Origin of the sequence: Psychrobacter fjordensis (genome assembly GCF_904845995.1) — a bacterium.
GTDB classification, from domain to species: Bacteria; Pseudomonadota; Gammaproteobacteria; order Pseudomonadales; family Moraxellaceae; genus Psychrobacter; species Psychrobacter fjordensis.
The window spans coordinates 760,954-782,401 of sequence record NZ_CAJGYP010000002.1; the positions used below are offsets into that span (position 1 = coordinate 760,954).

Genomic DNA, 21,448 nt, shown 5'->3' on the forward strand with positions numbered 1-21,448 from the left:
TTAATTTATTCATAAAGATAACTCTTCGGTTGTAAAACCCTCTGAATAATTTATGACCTCATTTTCTGCTGTCATACTCGAGCGTGAGAAACTAGGATTGGCCTTTTTTGGGAAGGTTTATAGCAAGATTACTCGGCCATACTACGTCGGTATTGCTACGTACATAACCATTACCTGTCATGCCGCCTTTGAGTAGGCCTTTGTATTCTTTGGCTATTGCCACAGGTAACTTGATACGCACTTTAAACATGAGCTTTTCGCGCTCGTTCTGTGTTTCCACTGACTTGGGCGTAAACTGTGCTTGTGATGCAATAAACGATACTTTTGCGGGCCACACACTGTCCAGACCATCCAGCACGACTCTCGCGTCGTTACCGACTCGTAGGCCACTCATCTGCCCGTTAGGTAAAAAAAGAGTCATAGATACATCTTCTGTGTCTAGCAGGCTGACCATTTTGCTACCTGCTGCAATCACACTACCAACCTCGGCAATTCGGTATTCCACACGGCCCGCTTTAGGACTGCGTATCAACATATCGTCATTCATCGATGCGGCAGATTTTTCTTGAGCTTTGGCCTGATTGACACCAGCGTTTGCTTCCGCTACTTGAGCGTCAATTTGTTGAACAGCTGCCTGTGCTTCTGCATACGCTGCTCTCGCCGCCTGCACGACCGCAACCGCGCCATTGTAGGCCGCTTGGCGTTTGGTCACTTCTGAATCTGACACCAAATCTTCGCGGCGCATCTTGCGAGCATTATCCAACTCCATTTTGGCTATTTTTTGCTGTTCAATCTGCGCATCGATTTGGGCGTTAGCACGCGCCATTGCCTGCTCTCCTTGCTTACGACCCGCCCGTGCCTGCGACACCATTTCATGTGCACGCTGCTCGGTTGCCTGTGCCGCCACTAACTGACTTTCGCTTTGTGAGGAAGACAGCTTCACAAGCAGCTGGTCGACTTCGACATCCTCTCCTTCCGCCACCAGCATTTGCTCGACTCTGCCTGGATAAAGGCTAGCAATATCAAACCGCTCAAGCTCCAATCTACCGTTTGAGCTGACTATTCCTAGCGGCAGGGCTTGTGCAAGCTGCTGCTGTTGCCAGTAATACCAACCAGCAGCGGCGGCCACGACAAGCAATAGAATCAAAACCCATGCTTTTTTCATAACGGTTCCTATATATTATTTATATGCGGAAATAAAACAAAAAATAACCAACCCATACGTCTTTTAACCGTATTAGGGCATGTCCTCAATTTAAAAATTTTAATGATTTTTAGTATAGGGCGTGTTGAGTGTAGGAAATCAGCTCAAGCACACCTCGTGTCGATCACCATGACGGGCAATATTAGCGCTTTGTGAGCACAAGACACTTTTTACGCTAATGCAGGATGCTGAGTGATGTATATAAGGTGTTCGGCAATACAGTTGATTCATCGGATATTGGGCCGATTAGGACACGACCTAGTCAGAAATACCAATAAATCCATAATTTTATTGTGGTTATGGTACTCGATACCACCTCAATAAACCATCAGAAACTGAATCTATTCTCAATCATCATACGTTCCACAAAATCTAACCTTATGAGCTTTAGCCTATCTGAGTTATAGCTTTTACAAAAGATACTGCCGTGAAAAATACCTTTGCCGTCAAATATCACGGCTGTTTGGTTGATATAGACACATAGAAATTACAAGCAAAAATCATTCATCTAGCAAATGTATAATAATCCATGCTAATATTATGGGGTTTTCATATATTAAACAATGTTTTTAAGTATTCTTCAAGGCCATATCTATTTTGTTGCTTTCATATATTTCTCAATCAGAGAGTAAAAGGTCGTCACCATGTCTGAAACAACGCATAATCCATCCGAAAAAAACCTAAACTTTACTGCACTCATTGCCCTTGTCGTAGGCTCTATGATAGGCGGCGGTATATTCTCATTACCACAAAACATCGCTGAAACCGCAAGCCCTGGTGCGTCCTTGATTGGTTGGATCATCACTGGCATCGGTATGCTGATGCTTGCCTTCGTGTTCCAAAATTTAGCACATCGCAAGCCTGAACTTGACAGTGGGGTTTATGCCTACGCGCAGGCAGGCTTTGGTAACTATATGGGCTTCAACTCTGCATGGGGCTACTGGCTCTCTGCTTGGTTGGGCAACGTCAGTTACTACGTGCTGATATTTAGTACGCTGGGTTATTTTTTTAATGTGTTTGGAGATGGCAATACCCTAACGGCATTGGTGGGTGCCTCTGTATTATTGTGGGCATACAACTTCATGATTACCAAAGGTATCCAGACGGCTACCTCAGTCAATACGTTGATTACGATCGCCAAAGTGATACCGTTGTTCACCTTTATTGTCATTATTTTTACGGTCTTTAATATGGATCTTTTTAATAGCGACTTTTGGGGCAGAGAGACGGATCTAGGGTCAGTCCCTGATCAAGTTAAAAACATGATGATGGTGACGGTATGGGTATTTATTGGTATTGAAGGGGCCAGTGTCTATTCTGCACGCGCCAAAAAACGCTCCGATATTGGTAAAGCCACCGTATTGGGGTTCATTTTTACGTTAGTACTATTAATGCTGGTTAACTTTTTAGCAATGGGTGTTAGATCACTCCCTGAGCTGGCAGCGATGAAAAACCCTTCGATGGCTTATTTGCTGGAGTATGCCGTTGGCCCGTGGGGCGCGACCTTTATCTCAGTCGGTTTGGTCGTCTCGCTGCTCGGTGGTTTATTGGCTTGGACGCTATTCTGTGCCGAAGTTTTATTCGTTGCCGCCAAAGACGAAACCATGCCGAGGTTCTTTTATAAAACAAATGCCGTTGATGTGCCGGTAAATGCACTATTGGTGTCTTCTGCAGCGACACAGTTATTCTTAGTCATCACCTACTTTAGTAAAAGCACGTATAACAATATTTTTTATCTGTCCACTTCCATGATTTTGATTCCCTATTTCTTTTCTGCTGCCTATGGATTTTTGGTGGCCTATCGCAAAGAGGGCTACAAAGCATCCGAGAGTGCCAAAAAAGACATTGTTATTGGGGTAACCGCGCTGTTTTATAGTATTTGGCTGTTGTATGCCGCTGGTATTCAGTACTTTTTACTATCCGCTTTGTTGTATCTTCCTGGTGTGGTTCTCTATATAAAAGCACGCAGAGAGCACAAGCATCAGCTGTTCAATACAGCCGAAAAAGTGGTGCTGGCCGTCATTACTGTCAGTGCCATCTATGCAGCCTATGGCCTCTACAGCGGTACGTTAAGCTTGTAGTGACCCTATTAAATAAAATGCCTTACCGTTGTAATCACCAGAAAATCCGTTCGTCGTAATTGTCACATCAGTTACTTTTTTAGATTGTTCGTCCTCTAAACAGTGGTGAGATACTTGCACCCAAACCGCATAAGGATACAAAAATGTCTGACAAATCTTTAGGTGTTCATTCAGAAGTCGGTAAATTACACAAAGTTATGGTGTGTTCTCCAGGTCTTGCCCATCAAAGACTGACACCACAAAACTGCGATGATTTATTGTTTGATGATGTCATGTGGGTTAGCAAAGCCAAAAGTGATCATTATGATATGGTCACAAAGATGCGAGATCGCGATATTGAGGTGGTTGAGATGCATCAACTGCTTGCACAAACCCTTGATAATAGTGATGCCATGCAGTGGATTATGGATCATAAAATCACTGATAATCATGTCGGTACTTTATTGGCTGGCGAAGTGAGAGATTGGTTGACCAAACTTGAGCACAAGAAACTGTCCTCATTTTTAATTGGCGGTGTCACCACTGAAGAGTTACCGAATGATATTGGGGCGTCACTCAAAAAATTATCCGCACTGTCAGGTACGACTGAGTTTGTATTGCCACCACTGCCCAATACTCAGTTTCCTCGCGATTCCTCAAACTGGATATATGGCGGTGTGACGCTCAACCCGATGTATTGGCCCGCTCGCCAGCAAGAAACGCTCCTTATTTCTGCTATTTATAAATTTCATCCAGACTTTAAAGGCGCTGATTTCAAAATTTGGATGGATGACACTGAAGAAGATCTCAGTGGCTGTAGTTTAGAAGGTGGTGATGTCATGCCTATCGGCAACAAAACCGTGCTGATTGGTATGGGTGAGCGAACGTCACAACAAGCGATTACCAGACTGGCCAAAACTTTATTCATCGATGGTTCGGTTGACCATGTCATCGTAGCGGCCCTACCTAAGCAACGTTCTGCAATGCATTTGGACACCGTGTTTACGTTTTGCGATATTGATTTAGTCAGCGTGTTTCCAGCAGTGACAGATCATATTACGACCTTTCATATTCGTCCTGATGAAAGCAAGCCACACGGTATAGATGTGCGCGAAGATGACAGACATTTTTTGAAAGTGATAGAAGAAGCCGCAAGGGTCGATAAATTAAGAGTGGTCGAAACAGGCGGCAATAGCTACGAAGTTGAGCGTGAGCAATGGGATGATGGTAACAATGTCCTTGCCCTTGAGCCAGGCGTTGTCATCTCTTATGACCGCAATACTTATACCAACACGTTACTGCGTAAACAAGGCATTGAAGTGATTACGATTCCAAGCTCCGAGCTGGGCCGTGGCCGTGGCGGTGGTCACTGCATGACTTGTCCTATCATTCGTGATCCAACAGATTAGGGCATATTGAACCCTACCTGCTCATAGCGGTGCCAAATACAGTGATAGTCCATCCAAAATAAACACATACTAAAAATTAGGGAACCATCATGAGTTTCAATCTTCACAATCGTGATCTACTGAGTCTTATGCATCATAGTGAACGCGAGCTTACGTATCTTTTGGATATGGCTCGTGACCTAAAAAGAGCAAAATGCTCGGGCACAGAACAAAAACATCTTTTGGGCAAAAACATTGCGCTGATCTTTGAGAAGACCTCAACCCGCACTCGTTGTGCTTTTGAAGTAGCGGCATATGACCAAGGTGCCAATGTGACGTTTATTGGCCCGAACTCATCACAAATAGGCTACAAAGAGAGCATGAAAGACACCGCTCGTGTGTTGAGCCGTATGTATGATGCCATCGAGTATCGCGGGTTCGGTCAAAAGATTGTCAATGAGTTAGCAGAATATGCAGATATTCCTGTTTTTAATGGCCTAACGAATGAGTTTCATCCCACACAAATGCTAGCAGACGTAATGACCATGCGTGAGCATACCGACAAACCAATCCATCAGATTAAGTATGCTTATTTTGGTGACGCACGTAATAACATGGGCCGCTCATTATATTTAATGGGCGCTAAGATGGGTATGGACGTACGCCTTTGCGCCCCTAAAGACTTATGGCCTGAAGCAGATTTTTTGGCCACCTGTGCAGACTTTGCCAAAGCATCAGGTGCGCGTCTTACCATCACCGAAGATGTAAAAACGGCGGCAGAAGAGGTTGATTTTGTTCATACCGACGTATGGGTATCGATGGGTGAGCCTATTGAGAGCTGGGCTGAGCGAATCGATGCGCTAATGGCTTATCAAGTCAATATGGATCTAATAAAAGCCACTGGTAACTCAAAAGTGAAATTTATGCATTGTTTGCCCGCTTTTCATAATTCAGATACCGAGGTTGGTAAAAAAATTACTGAAAAATATCCACAGCTCGCAGATGGTATCGAAGTGACCGAAGAGGTATTTGAATCACCTTACAACATCGCATTTGAGCAAGCCGAAAACCGTATGCATACGATTAAAGCCGTTCTAGTCTCTGCGCTTGGTAATATCTAATGTATAACATTAGCAACGCGTGCTACTGATATGACGTTAACTGAAGATAATGCGTAGGAAAATATCATGAGGTTACTAATTGCCTTAGGTGGTAATGCTTTATTAAAACGTGGAGAGCCGTTATCTGCTCAAAACCAACGCCAAAATATCAAGACGGCCGCTGAACAAATCAGCAAGGTCACGGAGGGTAACGAGTTAGTCATTGCTCATGGTAATGGCCCTCAAGTCGGTTTGCTTGCGTTGCAAGGCGCGGCTTACACTGAAGTCGATACTTACCCATTAGACGTTTTGGGCGCAGAAACGGAAGGTATGATTGGCTACATCATCGAGCAAGAGCTTGGGAATGTCCTGCCGAGAGTCTCATCCATTGCCACCATACTCACTCAAGTAGAAGTCGACCGTAAAGACCCTGCTTTTAACAACCCAACCAAGCCTATTGGCCCTGTATACTCAAAAGAGGAAGCAGAAAAGCTAAGTGCGCAAAAAGGCTGGGTTGTTAAAGCCGATGGTCAATATTTTAGGCGAGTGGTTGCAAGCCCTAAGCCTAAAAAAATATTTGAGCTAAAACCCATACAGTGGCTGCTTGAAAAAGGCGCGATTGTGATCTGTGCAGGTGGTGGTGGTATCCCAACGGCATTTAATGAAGACGGCTTTTTACAAGGGGTCGAGGCAGTAATCGATAAAGATTTGTGCGCATCGTTACTTGCCCGTAGCCTTGAATGTGAGTTATTGGTGATTGCCACGGATGTGGCGTATGTTTATACAGACTTTGGGACTGACAAACAACGAGGTATCTTGCAGGCGCATCCAGATGCATTAAGTGAGCTTGATCTTCCTGCGGGCTCTATGGGACCAAAAGTTGCAGCGGCTTGCGAGTTTGCGCGTGCTACTGGAAACACCGCTATTATCGGCTCACTGACCAATATTGGTCAGACACTTGAAGGAGGTGGCGGTACTCTTGTCTCAACGGAGTATGAAGGTCTCACATATGCCGCTGTATCTACGAAGAACACAGAGTAAACCCTCGATTTAATCTGTAGTTTTACAATATAAAATATTTTTTGAGTCGTTCCTGAAATAACCGGCTCAGCAGTCTGATATTGGTTTGCTCAAATTTGACGGTATCTGCTAATTTTCTCTTCTCAATATCAATGTTTTTAATTTCGATATCTATTACCGTTGCTGGGACTGAAGGTGGTTTTCTAAATCTAAGCCAGGCCTTAACACTATAAATCTCTTACACCTTTCAACAAACTACTAACGGTTGAGGTACAAACCTATAACGGCCGATGCCATAATACTTTTGTTATTGATGTATGATTAATATCACTTTCATCAGGTTGGTTTATCTCACTTCAGTACAACTTTCAGTACGACAGTCTTTGATACAGTCGCGTTATTTGAATGAAGCCATTGCATTAGGCTTTTTATTGAGCACGAAGAATAGGAAATAATGGGATTATACTAAGCTTCTTATAAACAAAGATCCGTACACAGTTGGTGCTATTTTTGATAGCCGTGTTGCCGTTGATCACTGAGACCGCATACTTCCTGAAGAATTCCTTCACATTACTATTATAACGTTGGGGTCGGTTATAGGCTTGTCTTAGCTGACAAAAACTGTCTCCCCTTTCCGTAGAACGATTTCACGATTATTAACATTCATCTTTAGGAGGATGCTATGAGCACCCAAATAACAGAAAACCATACCTACATTGACGGGCATAAGATTGCATTTTTGGAACAGGGTTCAGGTAGTCCAATAATCCTGCTGCACGGGATTCCAACAAATAGCCTCATGTGGCGACATATTATTCCACAACTTGCAAAAACACATCGGGTCATCGCCCCCGACCTTCTCAATTATGGGAAATCTGCAAAACCAAAAAGCGCAGATGTGTCCATTAATGCGCAAAGCAACATGATTGTAAAACTCATGGATGTCTTAGGTGCGCGGCAAGCAGATATTGTTGGGCATGATATTGGTGGAGGTGTTGCTCAGTTGATAGCTGTCAATTATCCAGAGAAAGTTCGAAAGCTTGTTTTGATAGATAGCATCTGCTTCGATTCATGGCCTATCCCAGATTTTGAGCCGCTACAGGAACCTGGTGCTGAGTCGGAGATGAGTCTAGAGGACTTTTTAAGTATGATGCGAGGCTTCCTACCAAAAGGTGTATATGATAAGAGCGTCATGACGAATGAGCTTATTGAGATGTATCTCGAACCTTGGTCAACTGAAGATGGCAAGCATGCCTTTTTTCGCAATCTCAGACGGTTGAACAAAGAATATACTCAGGCCATTACTGACGAACTTAGCAACCTTCCGCATCAGACATTCATCATGTGGGGTGATAAAGACCCTTTCCAGAAACCGGAATATGCACCAAAGCTGGCAGAAGCGATTCCAAACGCAGAGCTTGTCTGGATTAAAGATGTCGCTCATTGGTTAATTGATGAGAAGCCTGATGAAATTGGTGAGCATATCAACCAGTTTCTAAGCTAAAGTACGAGTGGTACGGAGACATACAACACAGTGCTGCATCGAACAGAAATGCTATATTTCTGTTCGATGTAGCGTTTTTATTGTGCCGTTCGCCATTACAGAGAATTAACCGTAGACATGTATACGAAATGGACTTTCAACACTTCCGTAAAATACAGCTTGGTATAAAAGACCATTAAGACCATCGCTTACTATTAACAAGCGCACCAGTTAAGATATGATTAGTAATTATCTAAACCCTTGTAAGCCTCTCACAAGGATTCTTTATTGCCTTTTAACAACTAATTGCTTACTATCTTAATTGCCATATTACCCAAAATCAAAAAAGCCTTTCAAGCTTTATATCTCATAGCTTGAAAGGCTTTTTCGATCGCATATTTTTATCTAGGTAAGCGTTTTAATATTAGTATTTGCTTACAGTTTAGAGCCGCTCTTACTCTATGTTCAACATCGATTTTGCCACAGCTTCGGCCACTTTAATGCCATCAATCCCTGCGGATAATATGCCACCTGCGTACCCAGCGCCTTCGCCAGCCGGGAATAGTCCTTTAGTGTTAATGCTTTGGAACTCTTTATTGCGCTTAATGCTGATTGGTGACGATGTTCTCGTTTCTACGCCAGTGAGTAAACCATCATCAGATGAAAATCCTTTGATTTTTTTATTAAATGCTGGAATGGCTTCACGTATGGCGTCTACGGCAAAGTCTGGCAGTGCTTTGCTTAAGTCGGTTAAGGTAATGCCCGGTGTGTAAGAGGGTTTTACATCGCCTAATTCTGAGTCTGGTTTACCTTTTAAGAAGTCGCCAATAGTTTGCGCTGGTGCACTGTAGTCTTTGCCGCCTAATTCAAACGCTAAGGTTTCTAGCTGTCTTTGTAAGTCGATACCGGCAAGTGGGTGGTTTGGGTAATCTCGCTCTGGGTCGATGCCTACCACAATAGCACTGTTAGCGTTACGCTCGTTCCTTGAATATTGGCTCATACCGTTAGTGACAACACGGCCTTCTTCTGATGCGGCGGCAACCACGGTCCCGCCTGGACACATACAGAAGCTATAGACAGAACGACCATTTTTACAATGATGCACCAGTTTGTAATCCGCAGCGCCAAGTATCTCGTTTCCAGCATTGTCGCCAAAGCGTGCTTGGTCTATGGTTGACTGTTTATGTTCAATCCTAAAGCCAATCGAGAAAGGTTTTGCTTCAACATACACGCCTTTATCATGGATCATTTGGAAGGTATCACGGGCGCTATGACCAACAGCTAAAACAACATGGCTAGTTTTTAAGGTTTCACCACTATTAAGTGTCACGCCAGTTACTTTTGAGTCAGTGATGTGCAAGTCGTCTACGCGAGTCGCAAAACGGACTTCCCCACCGAGCGCTATGATCTCGGCACGCATTTTTTCTACCATGGTGACTAACTTATAAGTACCTATGTGCGGTTTACTAACAAATAAAATCTCATCTGGTGCGCCAGCTTTTACAAATTCAGTCATGACTTTACGGCCATAATGATTGGGATCTTTCACTTGGCTATATAGTTTACCGTCAGAAAAAGTACCCGCTCCGCCTTCACCAAACTGTACATTAGATTCTGTGTTTAATTTACGCTGACGCCAAAAACCAAAGGTGTCTTTGGTGCGTTGTCTGACTTCATTACCACGTTCAATGATAATAGGTTTAAAACCCATTTGAGCCAAGGTAAGTGCTGCTAATAAACCACAAGGTCCAAAACCAATAACAACAGGACGCTCAGTTAAACTATCTGGCGCTGCACCTACATATTTATAACTGGTGTCTGGTGTTGCTTTAACATGGTTGTCTGAATCAAATTGAACCAGTAAATCATGGGTTAAATCCGAGTCGGTCAGTGTGATGTCTAGCGTATAAATTAATTGGATATTTCTTTTATTACGGGCATCATAACCACGTTTAAACATCACAAATGACGCCATTTGCTCAGCAGAAATTTTAAGTTTTGTCGTTATAGCAGTCGTTAGATCTTCAGGTGCATGATTTAATGGCAATTTAATTTCAGTTAAACGTATCATTGGTTACTCATAAACTCGTGTAGAAAACAGTCTCGCATTTTACTGGTACTGGTGCAAATAAGCGAATAAATATTTTACTTACGCAGGGTAAATTTACGGATTTGGGAGGGTTTAGTGACGCAGCTCAACGATAATAATCGCTCACACCTGTGTTGGCGATTTATAGCCCAAATCCTTTTGAATTCTAGTTTTACTGCGAGTACGGCTTTTTGAGAATAGATCAAAAATTTTGATGTTCAACACATCTTAGGGCTACAGATGCTAAGCTATAATCACCCTCAAAGATTAAAATGAGCAACAGACCATTCTATGTATTCTTCATCCGACATCTTAGACCGATTATCAGACATGGCTAATGCGTCCTCACCTGCCAGATAACGCAATCTATTGGTGCCATCCGTTGCTGCATGATAGATTGTTTCAGCTATATCACTTGCTTCAGAGTAGTCATTACCCCGATCAGCAGAAGAAAAAACAGCCATTGCCCCTTGAATGGACTTGTCATAAGCGTGAAGGTCAGGTTTTTGCATAAACTCGAGAGAACGCCCTGCAAAATCAGTTCTAACACCGCCTGGTTCAACAATTTTTACACCAATACCTTGCGGTGCAAGCTCTTGTGCTAAGGATTCAGAAATCCCTTCAATCGCAAATTTTGTACCATGGTACAAAGAGTTGAATGGTAAGGTAAGCCGACCGCCAATCGATGACACATTAATTATCAAGCCAGCTGATTTCATACGAAAATGAGGAAGACAAGCCTGTATCATGTAGATTGGACCATATACATTGGTCGCGAACTGGCGTTCGAGTTGTGCTGAATCTACTGCTTCTAACGGACCTGCCAGTCCATATCCCGCGTTATTAAGTAGGACGTCAATCTGTCCAAATTCTTTAAGCACTTGTTCAACGGCTAAGTTGATACTGCTTTGATCCGTTACATCTAATGGAAAAACAAGGACGTTGTTGAGCGCTTGCAGTTCCGTTTCTTTTTCAGGATTACGCATCGTGGCGGCCACGTTCCAACCTGCACGTTGAAATCGCATAACAGCTGCTCGTCCAATTCCCGAAGACGTTCCAGTAATTAATATGGTTTTCATTTATTCTCTCCTATTAGGGTCTGTTGAACATTAAAAATACTCTAATACATCTTATTGCTATTGGCTGATATTTTTGGTATGAGCTGAATAGAATCCCAATGCTCAACTATCTTACCTAGCTCGTCAAATCGAAAAAAATCCATTGTGACGTACTCATCCACTGTTTGATCTGCATTGTGCCAAACTTGATGGGTATGCAAGGCAACCAAGTCATCTTCTACAATACAGCGTTTAAATTCGATTGATTTATTCGGATATTCTGCTTGCATACGCTCAAAATACTCAATAAAACCCGACTTACCTCCTGCGACGACAGGATTATGCTGGATATACTCTTCTCCGACATAGTCCGCAACTGCTTGTCTTGGATTGCCTTCGAAGGCTGTCTTGTAGTATGCGATTGCATTATTTTCATTGGCAGATAAAATCATAAATGGCCTGCTTGGTTGTTTGATCAGTGATGCTTCGTCATAGCGCCTATTGTAATAAAAGCATGCTTAAGTAAACAGTAGCCATAACTGGAAACACTTTCAATATTATTTTGAAAACAGCTGACTGCCTAAGTGCTTATTTATTATATTTAAGAGGATAAAGACCGTCGGATATTAGGGCATGTTTGAGATTCAAATGTGGTGCTAGCAGTACCTACGTTGCATGCATATGTTGACCCAATCACAAATTGCTGTAGAATCCGCTTGTGAAATTTGTTGTTAAAAATAATAAAATCAAGCACAAGACCCTGATTAAAAAAGCGTTCACTAAGCTCATCTTAGATGTTTATCGATTGAATTGAAGACACGCCTTAGTATGACGTAATACCAAATATAACCCCGAAAACTTTATGCTGCGGGGTTTTTTCATGTCTACTTATCACCTTACCCTATATCAATTATAATTATCAAAAACTCACTGTTGCACAAGGCCTATTATGACCACTTATATACTCGATACCGAAACCACAGGGCTTATTGAGCCGCACATGACTGAAGCCGCCTACTCTATTATTGATATCATTGATGGCAAGGTAGAAGTACTACAGGAGCCGAGAGCCAAGCGTTTTAATCCCCTTAAAGAAATCAGCTTGGGCTCGATGGCAGTGATTTGGTCAATACGACCGGGAATGAGGGTAAGCGTTAAGTGACCAGATTTGAGGTTTTGGTTTTGCACCAATACCCGAGTGGTGACGTAACCTTTTTCGATAATCCGGTTCTGTACATTGGTGACCAGTTGGTTGATATCATTGACTGATAGACAGCTACCCAGTAGGGATGATTGACCTTTGGTATAAGGCATAAGTGCGAAAGTAAATTTTTCGCTCAGCTCACCTGTTAGGTAAATATGGTCGATATCGAAACAAGGGGTTGAAGCGGAACCAGTGTTCTGAGAACTGGCGGGCATTATAGAAGTGGAAGGTGCTTGTTGATACGTATCAGTATTTATACTGACATTAGGCTTAACCAATTGTTGCTGTTTTAAGGCTTCACTACGCTGCTCTTGGTACTGCTCAGGCGTGATCGCATTGGCATTGACACCCATACAAATGCTGACAATACTGACCGTTAAAAGGCTTAAAGTGGGGCCAGCTATATCTGTTCTCAAAATACTTGTATACATAAGTCCACCATTTTTATAGTGGTGGACTTATGTATAGAACAGGTACTTATTACAAGTATTTTTTTATAATTATTAGCCTTATAAAAACAAGCATTCATATTTGAATGACTAAGTGCTGAAATAGTGGTTTAACATTCTTATATGATTGATTAAATTATGAATTTTAGGTTTGATTTTTATATGCTAAGTGAGATTTCCGAGATTTTAGGTGAACGCTTAAAAACACAACGATTGTTATTAAACTTAACTAAAGAAATTTTAGCTGAAAGACCTGAAATCGGTATCAGAACTGTAGTTCGTATTGAGTCTGTCAAGGCGGTAGGATAGGCTCTTTCGAAAAACAATGTATCATGCTACGCCAATCAATGTCTTAGATCGCCTCGCTTATATTGGTAGTTAAGCAATGGGAGGGCTTAACTTGCTGATATTAAAAAAACAAGGCACAAGCTACTGTTGCTCAAGTAACATCAGTTGCTGAGGGTTTTTCATTATCTTTTAATAGTCATAACTATTAATTTCTGACTATCTTAATTACAATATTGCCCAATACAAAAAACCTTTCAAGCTTTATGTGTCATAGCTCAAAAGGCTCTATCAGTCACGTGTTTTTATCTAGATAAGAATCATAATCTTAGTATTTTTCCTCGCATCAATTAATATCTAAACAAATATACTTAGTCTCAACATACTCTTCGATACCATATTTTGAGCCCTCACGTCCCAAGCCGGATTCTTTGATACCCCCAAACGGCGCCAACTCTGTCGTCAGCATCCCAGTATTGACTCCGACCATACCCACTTCGAGTGCTTCAGCAATACGCCATACACGCCCGATATCTCGGCTATAGAAATAACCTGCCAAACCATATTCAGTACGATTTGCGAGAGCAACACCCTCTTCATCTGTCTCGAATTTAAAAATTGGCGCAATAGGACCGAAAATTTCTTCATCTGCGACGCGCATATCGTTGTTGACGTCGGTCAAAATAGTTGGCTCAAAAAAATTACTACCAGCCTCAACTCTTTGACCACCACATAATACAGTTGCTCCTTTACTTTTCGCATCAGCAACCAGCGCCTCCGCATTATCTGCTGCAGACTGAGAAATCAAAGGTCCTTGTGTTATTCCTTCTTCTAAACCGTTACCAATTTTTATATCTCGTACTTGCTCTGCTAATTTTTTGGTAAACTCATCATAAACACCTGCCTGTACAAAAAGACGATTGGCACATACACATGTTTGACCGCTATTACGATACTTGCTCATCATTGCGCCTATCACAGCAGCATCTATATCTGCATCATCAAAAACGATGAAAGGTGCATTACCTCCCAATTCTAATGACATCTTTTTGACAGTATCAGCACACTGTTTCATTAGAATTTTCCCCACCCGCGTGGACCCAGTAAAGCTGATTTTCTTAACTAAAGCGTTTGTCGTCATCTCCTCTCCGATCGCTATCGGATCACCTGTGACTACGCTATATATACCGTCAGGAACACCAGCTTTCTGAGCCAGATAAGCCATTGCTAACGCAGAATAAGGCGTTTCCATTGCAGGCTTGACAATCATCGGGCATCCCGCTGCTAGCGCAGGACCTGCTTTTCGGCTGATCATAGAGTGCGGAAAATTCCATGGGGTAATGGCTGCAGTGACGCCAACAGGTTGTTTAATCACGACTAAACGCTTATCTGGCATGTGCCCAGGGATAAAATCACCGTAGATACGTTTCGCTTCTTCAGCAAACCATTCTAAGTAATCCAGCCCACTTTGTATTTCACCTTTTGCTTCAGCGATGGGTTTGCCTTGTTCATGGGTCATTAAGACAGCCAAGTCTTCCATATTTTCAGCAATCAGCGTATGCCAACGACGCAAAATGCTACTACGTTCCTTACCGGTTTTTTTCGACCAAGTTGATTGAGCGATATCTGCAGCTTCAATGGCGCGTCGAGTCTCGTCACTTCCCATCATTGGTACAGTACCAATCAGCTCTCCCGTTGCAGGATTCAGTACTTCATGGGTTCCTTTATTATCAGCATCACACCACACGCCATTGATAAAGGCTTGTTGTCTAAACAACGCGTTATTCTTTAATTGCATTTCTCACTCCAACTGGTTTTTTAGGACTACAACAATCCGCGTGTGGTCAGCACTTCACGGGCAATTCGAAAGCACTCTACACCTTGTGGTACACCGCAATAAATCGCAATAGCATGTATAGCAGCGCGTATCTCTTCAACAGAACAACCATTATTAATTGCTCCATTTAGATGCAACTCCCATTCATGCATTTTCCCCAAGGCAGCAATCATAGTTAAATTCATTAACGAACGGGTTTTGGCATCAATCGTCTCATCGCCCCATCCAAATCCCCAGCACCATTCGGTCATAGCTTCTTGGAATGGACGGTTAAAATCGTCAGCAGCTTGTAGGTTTTTTTCGACGTACTCAGCACCCAAAGTGGCTTTGCGTTGAGTAAGCCCCAATTCAAATCGTTGTTTGTCCATTACTACTCCCTATTACTGTTTATTAAGATGCAACCCCATATGGCAGGCTTCATCAATGTGTTTTCGACAAGCTTCGATTGCCGACTTACTGTCACCTTTGGCAATACTATTGACGATATCTTGCAAGTTATTAGGACCTTTAGCAGCACGCTCTTGTGTAGATAAAGTCATAAAACGCAAACGACCAATACGTCCATTCAATCTCTCCGTTAACTCCCATGCGACCGTCATACCAGCCGTCACAAATAAATGCTCGTAAAATGAATAAGAATGTGCAAGTGCCTCCACCACATCTCCTGCATGTAAGTTTTCTCGAATCTGGACTAAGTGGTTTTGTAACTTATCTACTAGCTCAGGTGTCACTTGCTCAGCACAATAGCGAACTGCTTCGCTCTCTAGCATCGTACGTAAATGGTAAATTTGGCGAATCTCATCACTTTCTAAAACAGCAACTGAAGATCCTCCCGCAGAAAACGTCACCAAGTGCTCACTTTCTAAATGTCTTATACATTCACGTACAACAGTCCGGCTGACACCTAACTGCTCACAAATTGTGCGCTCAACCAAACGCTTACCTGGTTCAAGCTGTCCAATCATGATCGCTAAGCGTAGCTGTTCTAGTGTTGTCTCTTTCAACGTTTTTGGTTTTTCCACTTTCTCTAACATACGACCTCTATTTTGTAAGATGTAAATGCAGAGTATAACGACTGTGAAGCAAAAAAACAGTACGCTTTAATATAGTACTACGGTATACCATAATATTTTTTTCAAAAAAAAGCTAGTAATTAATTTAATACCGTATTATGGTATACCAACATTGTTAAAGATTATTCATCACTGTAGGGAACTAATAATGCTAAAACCAGAAATCAGAAAAATCGTAACTTTTGAAGAAGAAACGTTCATTGAAGGATTCAAGGCAGCTGATATACCGCTTCGAATGTTTGCTGTTGCGGCAGTGATTACCAATCCGTGGGCTGGAAGATATGTCGAAGATTTAAAACCTGAGATTCAAGCGTTCGGTCCTATATTGGGTAAGCTAATGACCGATAAAATAATTGCTTTAGCTGGTGGTGCAGACAAGATACAAGCGTATGGTAAAGCGGCTGTCGTTGGACTTAATGGTGAAATTGAACACGCCTCAGGCCTGATTCATACGCTGCGTTTTGGCAACTTTTATCGTGAAGCTTTGTCTGCCAGTAGTTATTTATCGTTTACTAATATGCGCGGCGGGGCAAACTCCCCCATCATGGTACCGTTGATGGATAAAGATGATGTCGGTCGACGCTCACATTATCTGACCATTCAATTCGCCATTCCAGATGCCCCTCGTGATGATGAGGTAGTCATCGTCTTAGGAGGTGCGACTGGTGGCCGTCCGCATCATCGTATTGGTGATCGTTATCAAGACTTAGAAGATTTAGGCCGCGATCTAGATAATCCAGCAGCCGTATAGGGAGTAGATACTAATGAAGTGGTCACGTAAAACATCCAACGGAGTCGCTTATCATTACAGTATAAGTGCCAATGACAGCGTTAATGAAAAATCTACCCCTATTGTTTTTATCCATGGTGTGGGCTTACGAGCAGAGAGTTGGAACAAACAACTATCTGTATTTACTAAACACTATCATTGTTATGCGATTGATATGCCAGGACATGGAGAGAGCGATTTATTATCTAACTCTGTCCTGACGTTGGAAGATTTTGCTGATGTGCTAACAACATTCATTAATGATGTTGTGGGTCAACCAGCAATCATTGTCGGTCACTCATTAGGCGCGATGATGGCTTTACAGACTGCTGTATCGTCTCCCAAAGTAGTACTTGGTATCGCTGCATTAAATGCGATTTATAATCGTCCAGATGAGGCGGCTCAAGATGTACAAGCTAGAGCTGAATCGCTCATAAACGATCTCAATCAAAATGTTACTGAGCAACCGATAGCCAGATGGTTTGATGGCAATCCTAAATACCGCTCAGAGGCAGAGCTGTGTCAAAAATGGTTAGATAATGGCAGTCGCTTAGGATATGCACGAGCCTATCAGATGTTTGCACATTTACGTGGTATTGCAGAAGTGGACTTGCGATCCATTACAGCACCTGCGTTATTTTTAACAGGCGAACTGGATGTTAATTCTAAGCCTAAAATGTCACTGGCAATGGCAAATATACTACCCAATGCTGATGCCGTTATCGTACCAGAAGCCCGTCATATGACTCAAATGACACATTCGAATATGGTTAACGCTGCATTGGCAACATTTTTTACTCAATGTGACTCACACAATATGACGCTTGCTTAATCCAAAAGCATGTCTATTTTTAAAAAGAGGTTCTCATGAAACAACTTGATCCTAAAACTCTACGCAATGCCTTTGGCAGCTATATGACTGGCGTTACTGTCATAACTGCTATATCTAATGACGGTAAACCTGTCGGTTTTACTGCTAATTCCTTTACGTCGGTATCACTGGATCCACCGCTCCTATTAGTATGCCCAGCAAAATCCTTGTCCAGTTTTGATGTATTTTCTAACTGTGATCATTTTGCTGTCAATATTTTGAGTGAAGATCAACAGAATATTTCGAATATCTTTGCGGGCTCAAAAGACGAACGCTTTAGTCAAATTGAATGGCATAAAGATGAACATGGCAATCCAATCATAAAAGGCGCCTTGACGCATTTTTCTTGCAAAACAGATCGTAATCTAGAGGCTGGTGATCACCACCTTCTAGTTGGTGAGGTGCTTGATTTTTCATCTCGTGAGGGGTATGGCTTAGGGTATGCGTCTGGTGGTTATTTTAGCTTAGCATTAGAGCGTGAAGCAGCAGAAATCAGTACGCAAGAAAAACATGTCAATGTGGGTGTGATCATAGAGCACAATGGAAAAGTATTACTCAGTCAAAAGGATGGTAAGACTACCTTACCCAGTACGACTACCGATGACAATACCAATGCCGTCAGCACGATCCAACAGTTTTTGGCAGACAAGGGTATTGATGCGCAGTTGGGTGCGGTCTTCTCTATTTATGAGAATGCCAAAACAAATACCAATTATATTTTTTATCGCGCTATTGCAAACTCATCAGAGACCGAAGGGCTCGGCGAATACGTCTCAATTTTTGATATCGCGGAACAGGATTTTGCTACTCCTGCCATGAATTCGATGATGACACGTTATGCAACTGAAAGCGAAAACGGCCTTTATGGCGTGTATGTTGGCCAAGAAGAACACGGTAACGTCCACTAAACTTCACATTTAATTAAAAATACACAGCAAAGGATTTGCCTCATGAAATTTTCACTATTTTTACACATGGAACGCCTCGACGAATCACAAACCTATCAACAGCTACATGATGATTTCATTGAGTTGGCAAAAATAGCCGACCAAGGCGGAATGCATGCTATTTGGACTGGCGAACACCATGGTATGGATTTTACCATCGCCCCAAACCCATTTTTAAATCTGATTGATCTATCCCATCACACCAAAAACGTACGTCTAGGTACTGGTACGGTGATTGCGCCGTTTTGGCATCCGATTAAACTGGCTGGAGAAGCGGCCATGACTGACATTGTCACCAACGGCAGATTGGATTTGGGAATTGCTCGCGGTGCTTATAATTTTGAGTACGAGCGCTTGATGCCTGGTATGGATGCAATGGAAGCAGGTGGTCGCATGCGTGAACTTGTCCCTGCAGTACAGCAACTATGGAAAGGCGACTACGCTCATGATGGCAAGTATACCCAATTTCCATCAACCACTTCAGCACCAAAACCTTTACAAAAAGGTGGCGTACCCATGTGGATTGCAGCACGTGACCCTCACAGCCACAACTTTGCAGTAGAACATGGCTGCAACGTGCAAGTTACCCCACTATGGCAAGGCATGGCAGAAATCCAAAATTTAATGACAGCCTTTAAAAACGCCAAAGCTGAGCATGGCGAAGGTAAAAACCCGAAAATTATGCTTTTGCAACATGCTTACGTTGGTAGTGATGCGAATGACGTTGCTGAAGCGGCAAAATGTATCAGCCGTTTCTACTGCTATTTTGGCGCGTGGTTCAAAAACGAACGCCCTATCCATCAAGGGCTACTTGAGCCATTAAGCGAAGAAGAAATGGCAAAAATCGACATGTATGCTCCTGAAAAAATGTTAGAAAACATGCCTATTGGCACATCTGATCAGGTCATTGAAAAACTCAAAGTATATGAAAAATTGGGTTATGACGAGTTTGCATTTTGGATTGACTCTAGTATGACTTATGAGCAGAAACAGGCATCCTTGCGCCGTTTTATCAATGACGTTATGCCAGCATTTGCATAACCATACTTAGTTTCTAGTAAATGACAAACAGATAACCCAATAAGAAATTTGGAGAACCACTATGGCTAAACCTCATTATCAACTCTATATCAATGGCGAGTGGTGCGAAGGGAGCACTAACCAAGTCCTAGACAGCTATAACCCTGCAACGAATGAAGCATGGGCAACATTCGCCTGTGCTAGCCCTGCTGATGTCGAACGAGCTGTCGATGGTGCTAAGACTGCACTGAATAATCCTGAATGGGCAAAAATGACTGCCACCCAACGCGGTAAGTTATTGTACCGCTTAGCAGATCTGATTGAGCAAAATGCCGAAAAACTAGGGGAAATTGAAACAACGGATAGTGGCAAACTGGCTCATGAAACTGTGGCTCAAACACGTTATGTCAGCGACTATTATCGTTACTTTGCAGGACTGGCTGACAAAGTAGAAGGCGCTACACTACCAATTGATAAGCCGGATATGCACGTGTTTACTACACGCGAACCTATTGGCGTAGTCGCTGCTGTTGTGCCATGGAATGCACAAATGTTTTTAACAGCGACTAAGCTAGGCCCAGCGCTAGCAGCAGGCTGTACTATCATTTTGAAAGCTTCCGAGATAGCACCCTGCCCTATGTTTGCTTTTGCTGAACTAGTGGAACAGGCAGGCTTCCCTAAAGGTGTCGTATCTATCATTACAGGTGATGCTGAAAACTGTGCCATTCCATTGACCAGCCACCCTGATGTAGACAAAATCGCATTTACTGGTGGGCCCGATGCAGCAAGGCATGTAGTCAGAAATTCTGCCAATAGCTTTGCGGTAACGAGCTTGGAGTTAGGTGGTAAATCACCAATTATTGTCTTTGATGATGCTGATTTAGAAAGTGCGGCCAATGGATTGATTGCTGGTAATTTTGGCGCTTCAGGTCAGTCTTGTGTGGCGGGATCTCGCGGGTTTGTTCACCGTTCTATCTTGCCTGAAATTATCAAACGTGTAGAAGAAAAAGCCAAAAATATTGTCATTGGCAATCCTCTTGATACCAATACTCACGTAGGCCCTTTATGCACTAAGGCTCAAGTAGATCGTATTAAAGATACTCTTGAAAAGGCAGTCTCACAAGGCGCGACCATTCGTTTCGGTGGCCAGCCGCCTACTGACTCTGCTTTAGCTAGCGGTAACTACTTTACGCCTACCTTAGTAGAATGTCCTAATACTGACATTGAAACACAAAGTGTGGAGATGTTTGGACCTGTTATGTCTTTAGTTGCTTTTGACACTGAAGAAGAAGCTATTGCTATGGCAAATGACAGCGTCTATGGCTTGGGGTCTGGTGTATTCACTCAAAACTTAGCTCGGGCGCACCGTGTCTCACAACAGATTCGTTCAGGTATTTGCTGGGTAAATACCTATCGAGCTATCTCTCCTACAGCACCTTTCGGTGGCTACAATCAATCAGGTTATGGGCGTGAAGCTGGTAGCGAATCTGTACTTCAGTATACTCGCACAAAAACGACATGGATTAATATCTCGGCGGAGCCGATGGCTAATCCTTTTGTCATGAGGTAACCACTCGATGTAATCTACTAC

18 protein-coding genes are annotated in these 21,448 nt (G+C 42.6%); 10 read left to right on the plus strand and 8 right to left on the minus strand.

Translation table 11 applies throughout. The features are described from left to right. Positions 1-91: 91 nt before the first annotated feature. Positions 92-1,165 (minus strand): HlyD family secretion protein, encoded by a 1,074-nt coding sequence (locus JMW61_RS11595; protein ID WP_201551435.1) that lies wholly within the window; start codon positions 1,163-1,165, stop codon positions 92-94. 683 nt (positions 1,166-1,848) lie between these two features. Here JMW61_RS11595 and arcD point away from each other — a divergent pair. From arcD to JMW61_RS11620, 5 genes are all read left to right on the plus strand, one after another. Beyond that, on the plus strand, positions 1,849-3,285 hold the full coding sequence (gene arcD / locus JMW61_RS11600; RefSeq protein ID WP_201551436.1) for an arginine-ornithine antiporter: 1,437 nt from the start codon (positions 1,849-1,851) through the stop codon (positions 3,283-3,285). A gap of 143 nt (positions 3,286-3,428) precedes the next feature. After that, positions 3,429-4,673 (plus strand): arginine deiminase, encoded by a 1,245-nt coding sequence (gene arcA, locus JMW61_RS11605; RefSeq protein ID WP_201551438.1) that lies wholly within the window; start codon positions 3,429-3,431, stop codon positions 4,671-4,673. 89 nt (positions 4,674-4,762) lie between these two features. After that, on the plus strand, positions 4,763-5,773 hold the full coding sequence (locus tag JMW61_RS11610) for an ornithine carbamoyltransferase (RefSeq protein WP_201551441.1): 1,011 nt from the start codon (positions 4,763-4,765) through the stop codon (positions 5,771-5,773). A gap of 66 nt (positions 5,774-5,839) precedes the next feature. Next, entirely contained in the window at positions 5,840-6,793 is a 954-nt protein-coding gene (gene arcC, locus JMW61_RS11615; protein ID WP_201551443.1) for a carbamate kinase, read from the plus strand. A gap of 661 nt (positions 6,794-7,454) precedes the next feature. Then, positions 7,455-8,276 (plus strand): alpha/beta fold hydrolase, encoded by an 822-nt coding sequence (locus JMW61_RS11620; RefSeq protein WP_201551445.1) that lies wholly within the window; start codon positions 7,455-7,457, stop codon positions 8,274-8,276. Between the two features lie 433 nt (positions 8,277-8,709). Here JMW61_RS11620 and JMW61_RS11625 read toward each other — a convergent pair whose 3' ends face one another. The 7 genes from JMW61_RS11625 to JMW61_RS11655 form a co-directional block, all read right to left on the minus strand. Further along, positions 8,710-10,326: an NAD(P)/FAD-dependent oxidoreductase gene (locus JMW61_RS11625; RefSeq protein ID WP_201551447.1), complete on the minus strand. Its 1,617-nt coding sequence runs from the start codon at positions 10,324-10,326 to the stop codon at positions 8,710-8,712. Positions 10,327-10,604: 278 nt separating this feature from the next. Continuing rightward, complete coding sequence (locus tag JMW61_RS11630; RefSeq protein WP_201551449.1) at positions 10,605-11,423, minus strand: SDR family oxidoreductase; 819 nt, start codon at positions 11,421-11,423, stop codon at positions 10,605-10,607. Positions 11,424-11,464: 41 nt separating this feature from the next. Continuing rightward, positions 11,465-11,854, minus strand: a complete 390-nt coding sequence (locus tag JMW61_RS11635; RefSeq protein WP_201551451.1) for a nuclear transport factor 2 family protein — start codon at positions 11,852-11,854, stop codon at positions 11,465-11,467. A 562-nt stretch (positions 11,855-12,416) separates the two neighbouring features. Next, positions 12,417-13,037 carry a ShlB/FhaC/HecB family hemolysin secretion/activation protein gene (locus tag JMW61_RS11640; RefSeq protein ID WP_201551453.1) on the minus strand — a complete coding sequence of 207 codons (621 nt, stop codon included), beginning with the start codon at positions 13,035-13,037 and terminating at the stop codon, positions 12,417-12,419. Positions 13,038-13,686: 649 nt separating this feature from the next. Further along, positions 13,687-15,138 carry an NAD-dependent succinate-semialdehyde dehydrogenase gene (locus JMW61_RS11645; protein WP_201551455.1) on the minus strand — a complete coding sequence of 484 codons (1,452 nt, stop codon included), beginning with the start codon at positions 15,136-15,138 and terminating at the stop codon, positions 13,687-13,689. A 26-nt stretch (positions 15,139-15,164) separates the two neighbouring features. Further along, the gene (locus JMW61_RS11650) at positions 15,165-15,545 is read right to left on the minus strand and encodes a carboxymuconolactone decarboxylase family protein (RefSeq protein WP_102091459.1); all 381 of its coding nucleotides are present in this window, start codon (positions 15,543-15,545) and stop codon (positions 15,165-15,167) included. A gap of 12 nt (positions 15,546-15,557) precedes the next feature. Continuing rightward, entirely contained in the window at positions 15,558-16,211 is a 654-nt protein-coding gene (locus JMW61_RS11655) for a GntR family transcriptional regulator (RefSeq protein ID WP_201551457.1), read from the minus strand. 187 nt (positions 16,212-16,398) lie between these two features. On the opposite strand from JMW61_RS11655, the gene JMW61_RS11660 reads away from it, so the two are divergent. The 5 genes from JMW61_RS11660 (at position 16,399) to JMW61_RS11680 (ending at position 21,427) form a co-directional block, all read left to right on the plus strand. Next, complete coding sequence (locus JMW61_RS11660) at positions 16,399-17,001, plus strand: amino acid synthesis family protein (RefSeq protein WP_201551459.1); 603 nt, start codon at positions 16,399-16,401, stop codon at positions 16,999-17,001. 13 nt (positions 17,002-17,014) lie between these two features. Continuing rightward, positions 17,015-17,851, plus strand: coding sequence for an alpha/beta fold hydrolase (locus tag JMW61_RS11665; protein ID WP_201551461.1), 837 nt, complete (start codon positions 17,015-17,017; stop codon positions 17,849-17,851). A gap of 35 nt (positions 17,852-17,886) precedes the next feature. Next, positions 17,887-18,798 (plus strand): flavin reductase family protein, encoded by a 912-nt coding sequence (locus JMW61_RS11670; protein WP_201551463.1) that lies wholly within the window; start codon positions 17,887-17,889, stop codon positions 18,796-18,798. A 42-nt stretch (positions 18,799-18,840) separates the two neighbouring features. Beyond that, positions 18,841-19,878: an LLM class flavin-dependent oxidoreductase gene (locus tag JMW61_RS11675; RefSeq protein ID WP_201551465.1), complete on the plus strand. Its 1,038-nt coding sequence runs from the start codon at positions 18,841-18,843 to the stop codon at positions 19,876-19,878. 61 nt (positions 19,879-19,939) lie between these two features. Continuing rightward, the gene (locus JMW61_RS11680; protein WP_201551467.1) at positions 19,940-21,427 is read left to right on the plus strand and encodes an aldehyde dehydrogenase; all 1,488 of its coding nucleotides are present in this window, start codon (positions 19,940-19,942) and stop codon (positions 21,425-21,427) included. The last annotated feature ends 21 nt before the right edge of the window (positions 21,428-21,448 follow it).

Coding starts and splice junctions, on each gene's coding strand:
- JMW61_RS11680 (WP_201551467.1), top strand. CDS start 19,940: ATGGCTAAACCTCATTATCAACTCTATATCAATGGCGAGTGGTGCGAA.
- JMW61_RS11675 (WP_201551465.1), top strand. CDS start 18,841: ATGAAATTTTCACTATTTTTACACATGGAACGCCTCGACGAATCACAA.
- JMW61_RS11665 (WP_201551461.1), top strand. CDS start 17,015: ATGAAGTGGTCACGTAAAACATCCAACGGAGTCGCTTATCATTACAGT.
- JMW61_RS11610 (WP_201551441.1), top strand. CDS start 4,763: ATGAGTTTCAATCTTCACAATCGTGATCTACTGAGTCTTATGCATCAT.
- JMW61_RS11645 (WP_201551455.1), bottom strand. CDS start 15,138: ATGCAATTAAAGAATAACGCGTTGTTTAGACAACAAGCCTTTATCAAT.
- JMW61_RS11625 (WP_201551447.1), bottom strand. CDS start 10,326: ATGATACGTTTAACTGAAATTAAATTGCCATTAAATCATGCACCTGAA.
- JMW61_RS11660 (WP_201551459.1), top strand. CDS start 16,399: ATGCTAAAACCAGAAATCAGAAAAATCGTAACTTTTGAAGAAGAAACG.
- arcC (WP_201551443.1), top strand. CDS start 5,840: ATGAGGTTACTAATTGCCTTAGGTGGTAATGCTTTATTAAAACGTGGA.
- JMW61_RS11650 (WP_102091459.1), bottom strand. CDS start 15,545: ATGGACAAACAACGATTTGAATTGGGGCTTACTCAACGCAAAGCCACT.
- JMW61_RS11620 (WP_201551445.1), top strand. CDS start 7,455: ATGAGCACCCAAATAACAGAAAACCATACCTACATTGACGGGCATAAG.
- JMW61_RS11640 (WP_201551453.1), bottom strand. CDS start 13,037: ATGTATACAAGTATTTTGAGAACAGATATAGCTGGCCCCACTTTAAGC.
- JMW61_RS11655 (WP_201551457.1), bottom strand. CDS start 16,211: ATGTTAGAGAAAGTGGAAAAACCAAAAACGTTGAAAGAGACAACACTA.
- arcD (WP_201551436.1), top strand. CDS start 1,849: ATGTCTGAAACAACGCATAATCCATCCGAAAAAAACCTAAACTTTACT.
- JMW61_RS11635 (WP_201551451.1), bottom strand. CDS start 11,854: ATGATTTTATCTGCCAATGAAAATAATGCAATCGCATACTACAAGACA.
- JMW61_RS11670 (WP_201551463.1), top strand. CDS start 17,887: ATGAAACAACTTGATCCTAAAACTCTACGCAATGCCTTTGGCAGCTAT.
- arcA (WP_201551438.1), top strand. CDS start 3,429: ATGTCTGACAAATCTTTAGGTGTTCATTCAGAAGTCGGTAAATTACAC.
- JMW61_RS11630 (WP_201551449.1), bottom strand. CDS start 11,423: ATGAAAACCATATTAATTACTGGAACGTCTTCGGGAATTGGACGAGCA.
- JMW61_RS11595 (WP_201551435.1), bottom strand. CDS start 1,165: ATGAAAAAAGCATGGGTTTTGATTCTATTGCTTGTCGTGGCCGCCGCT.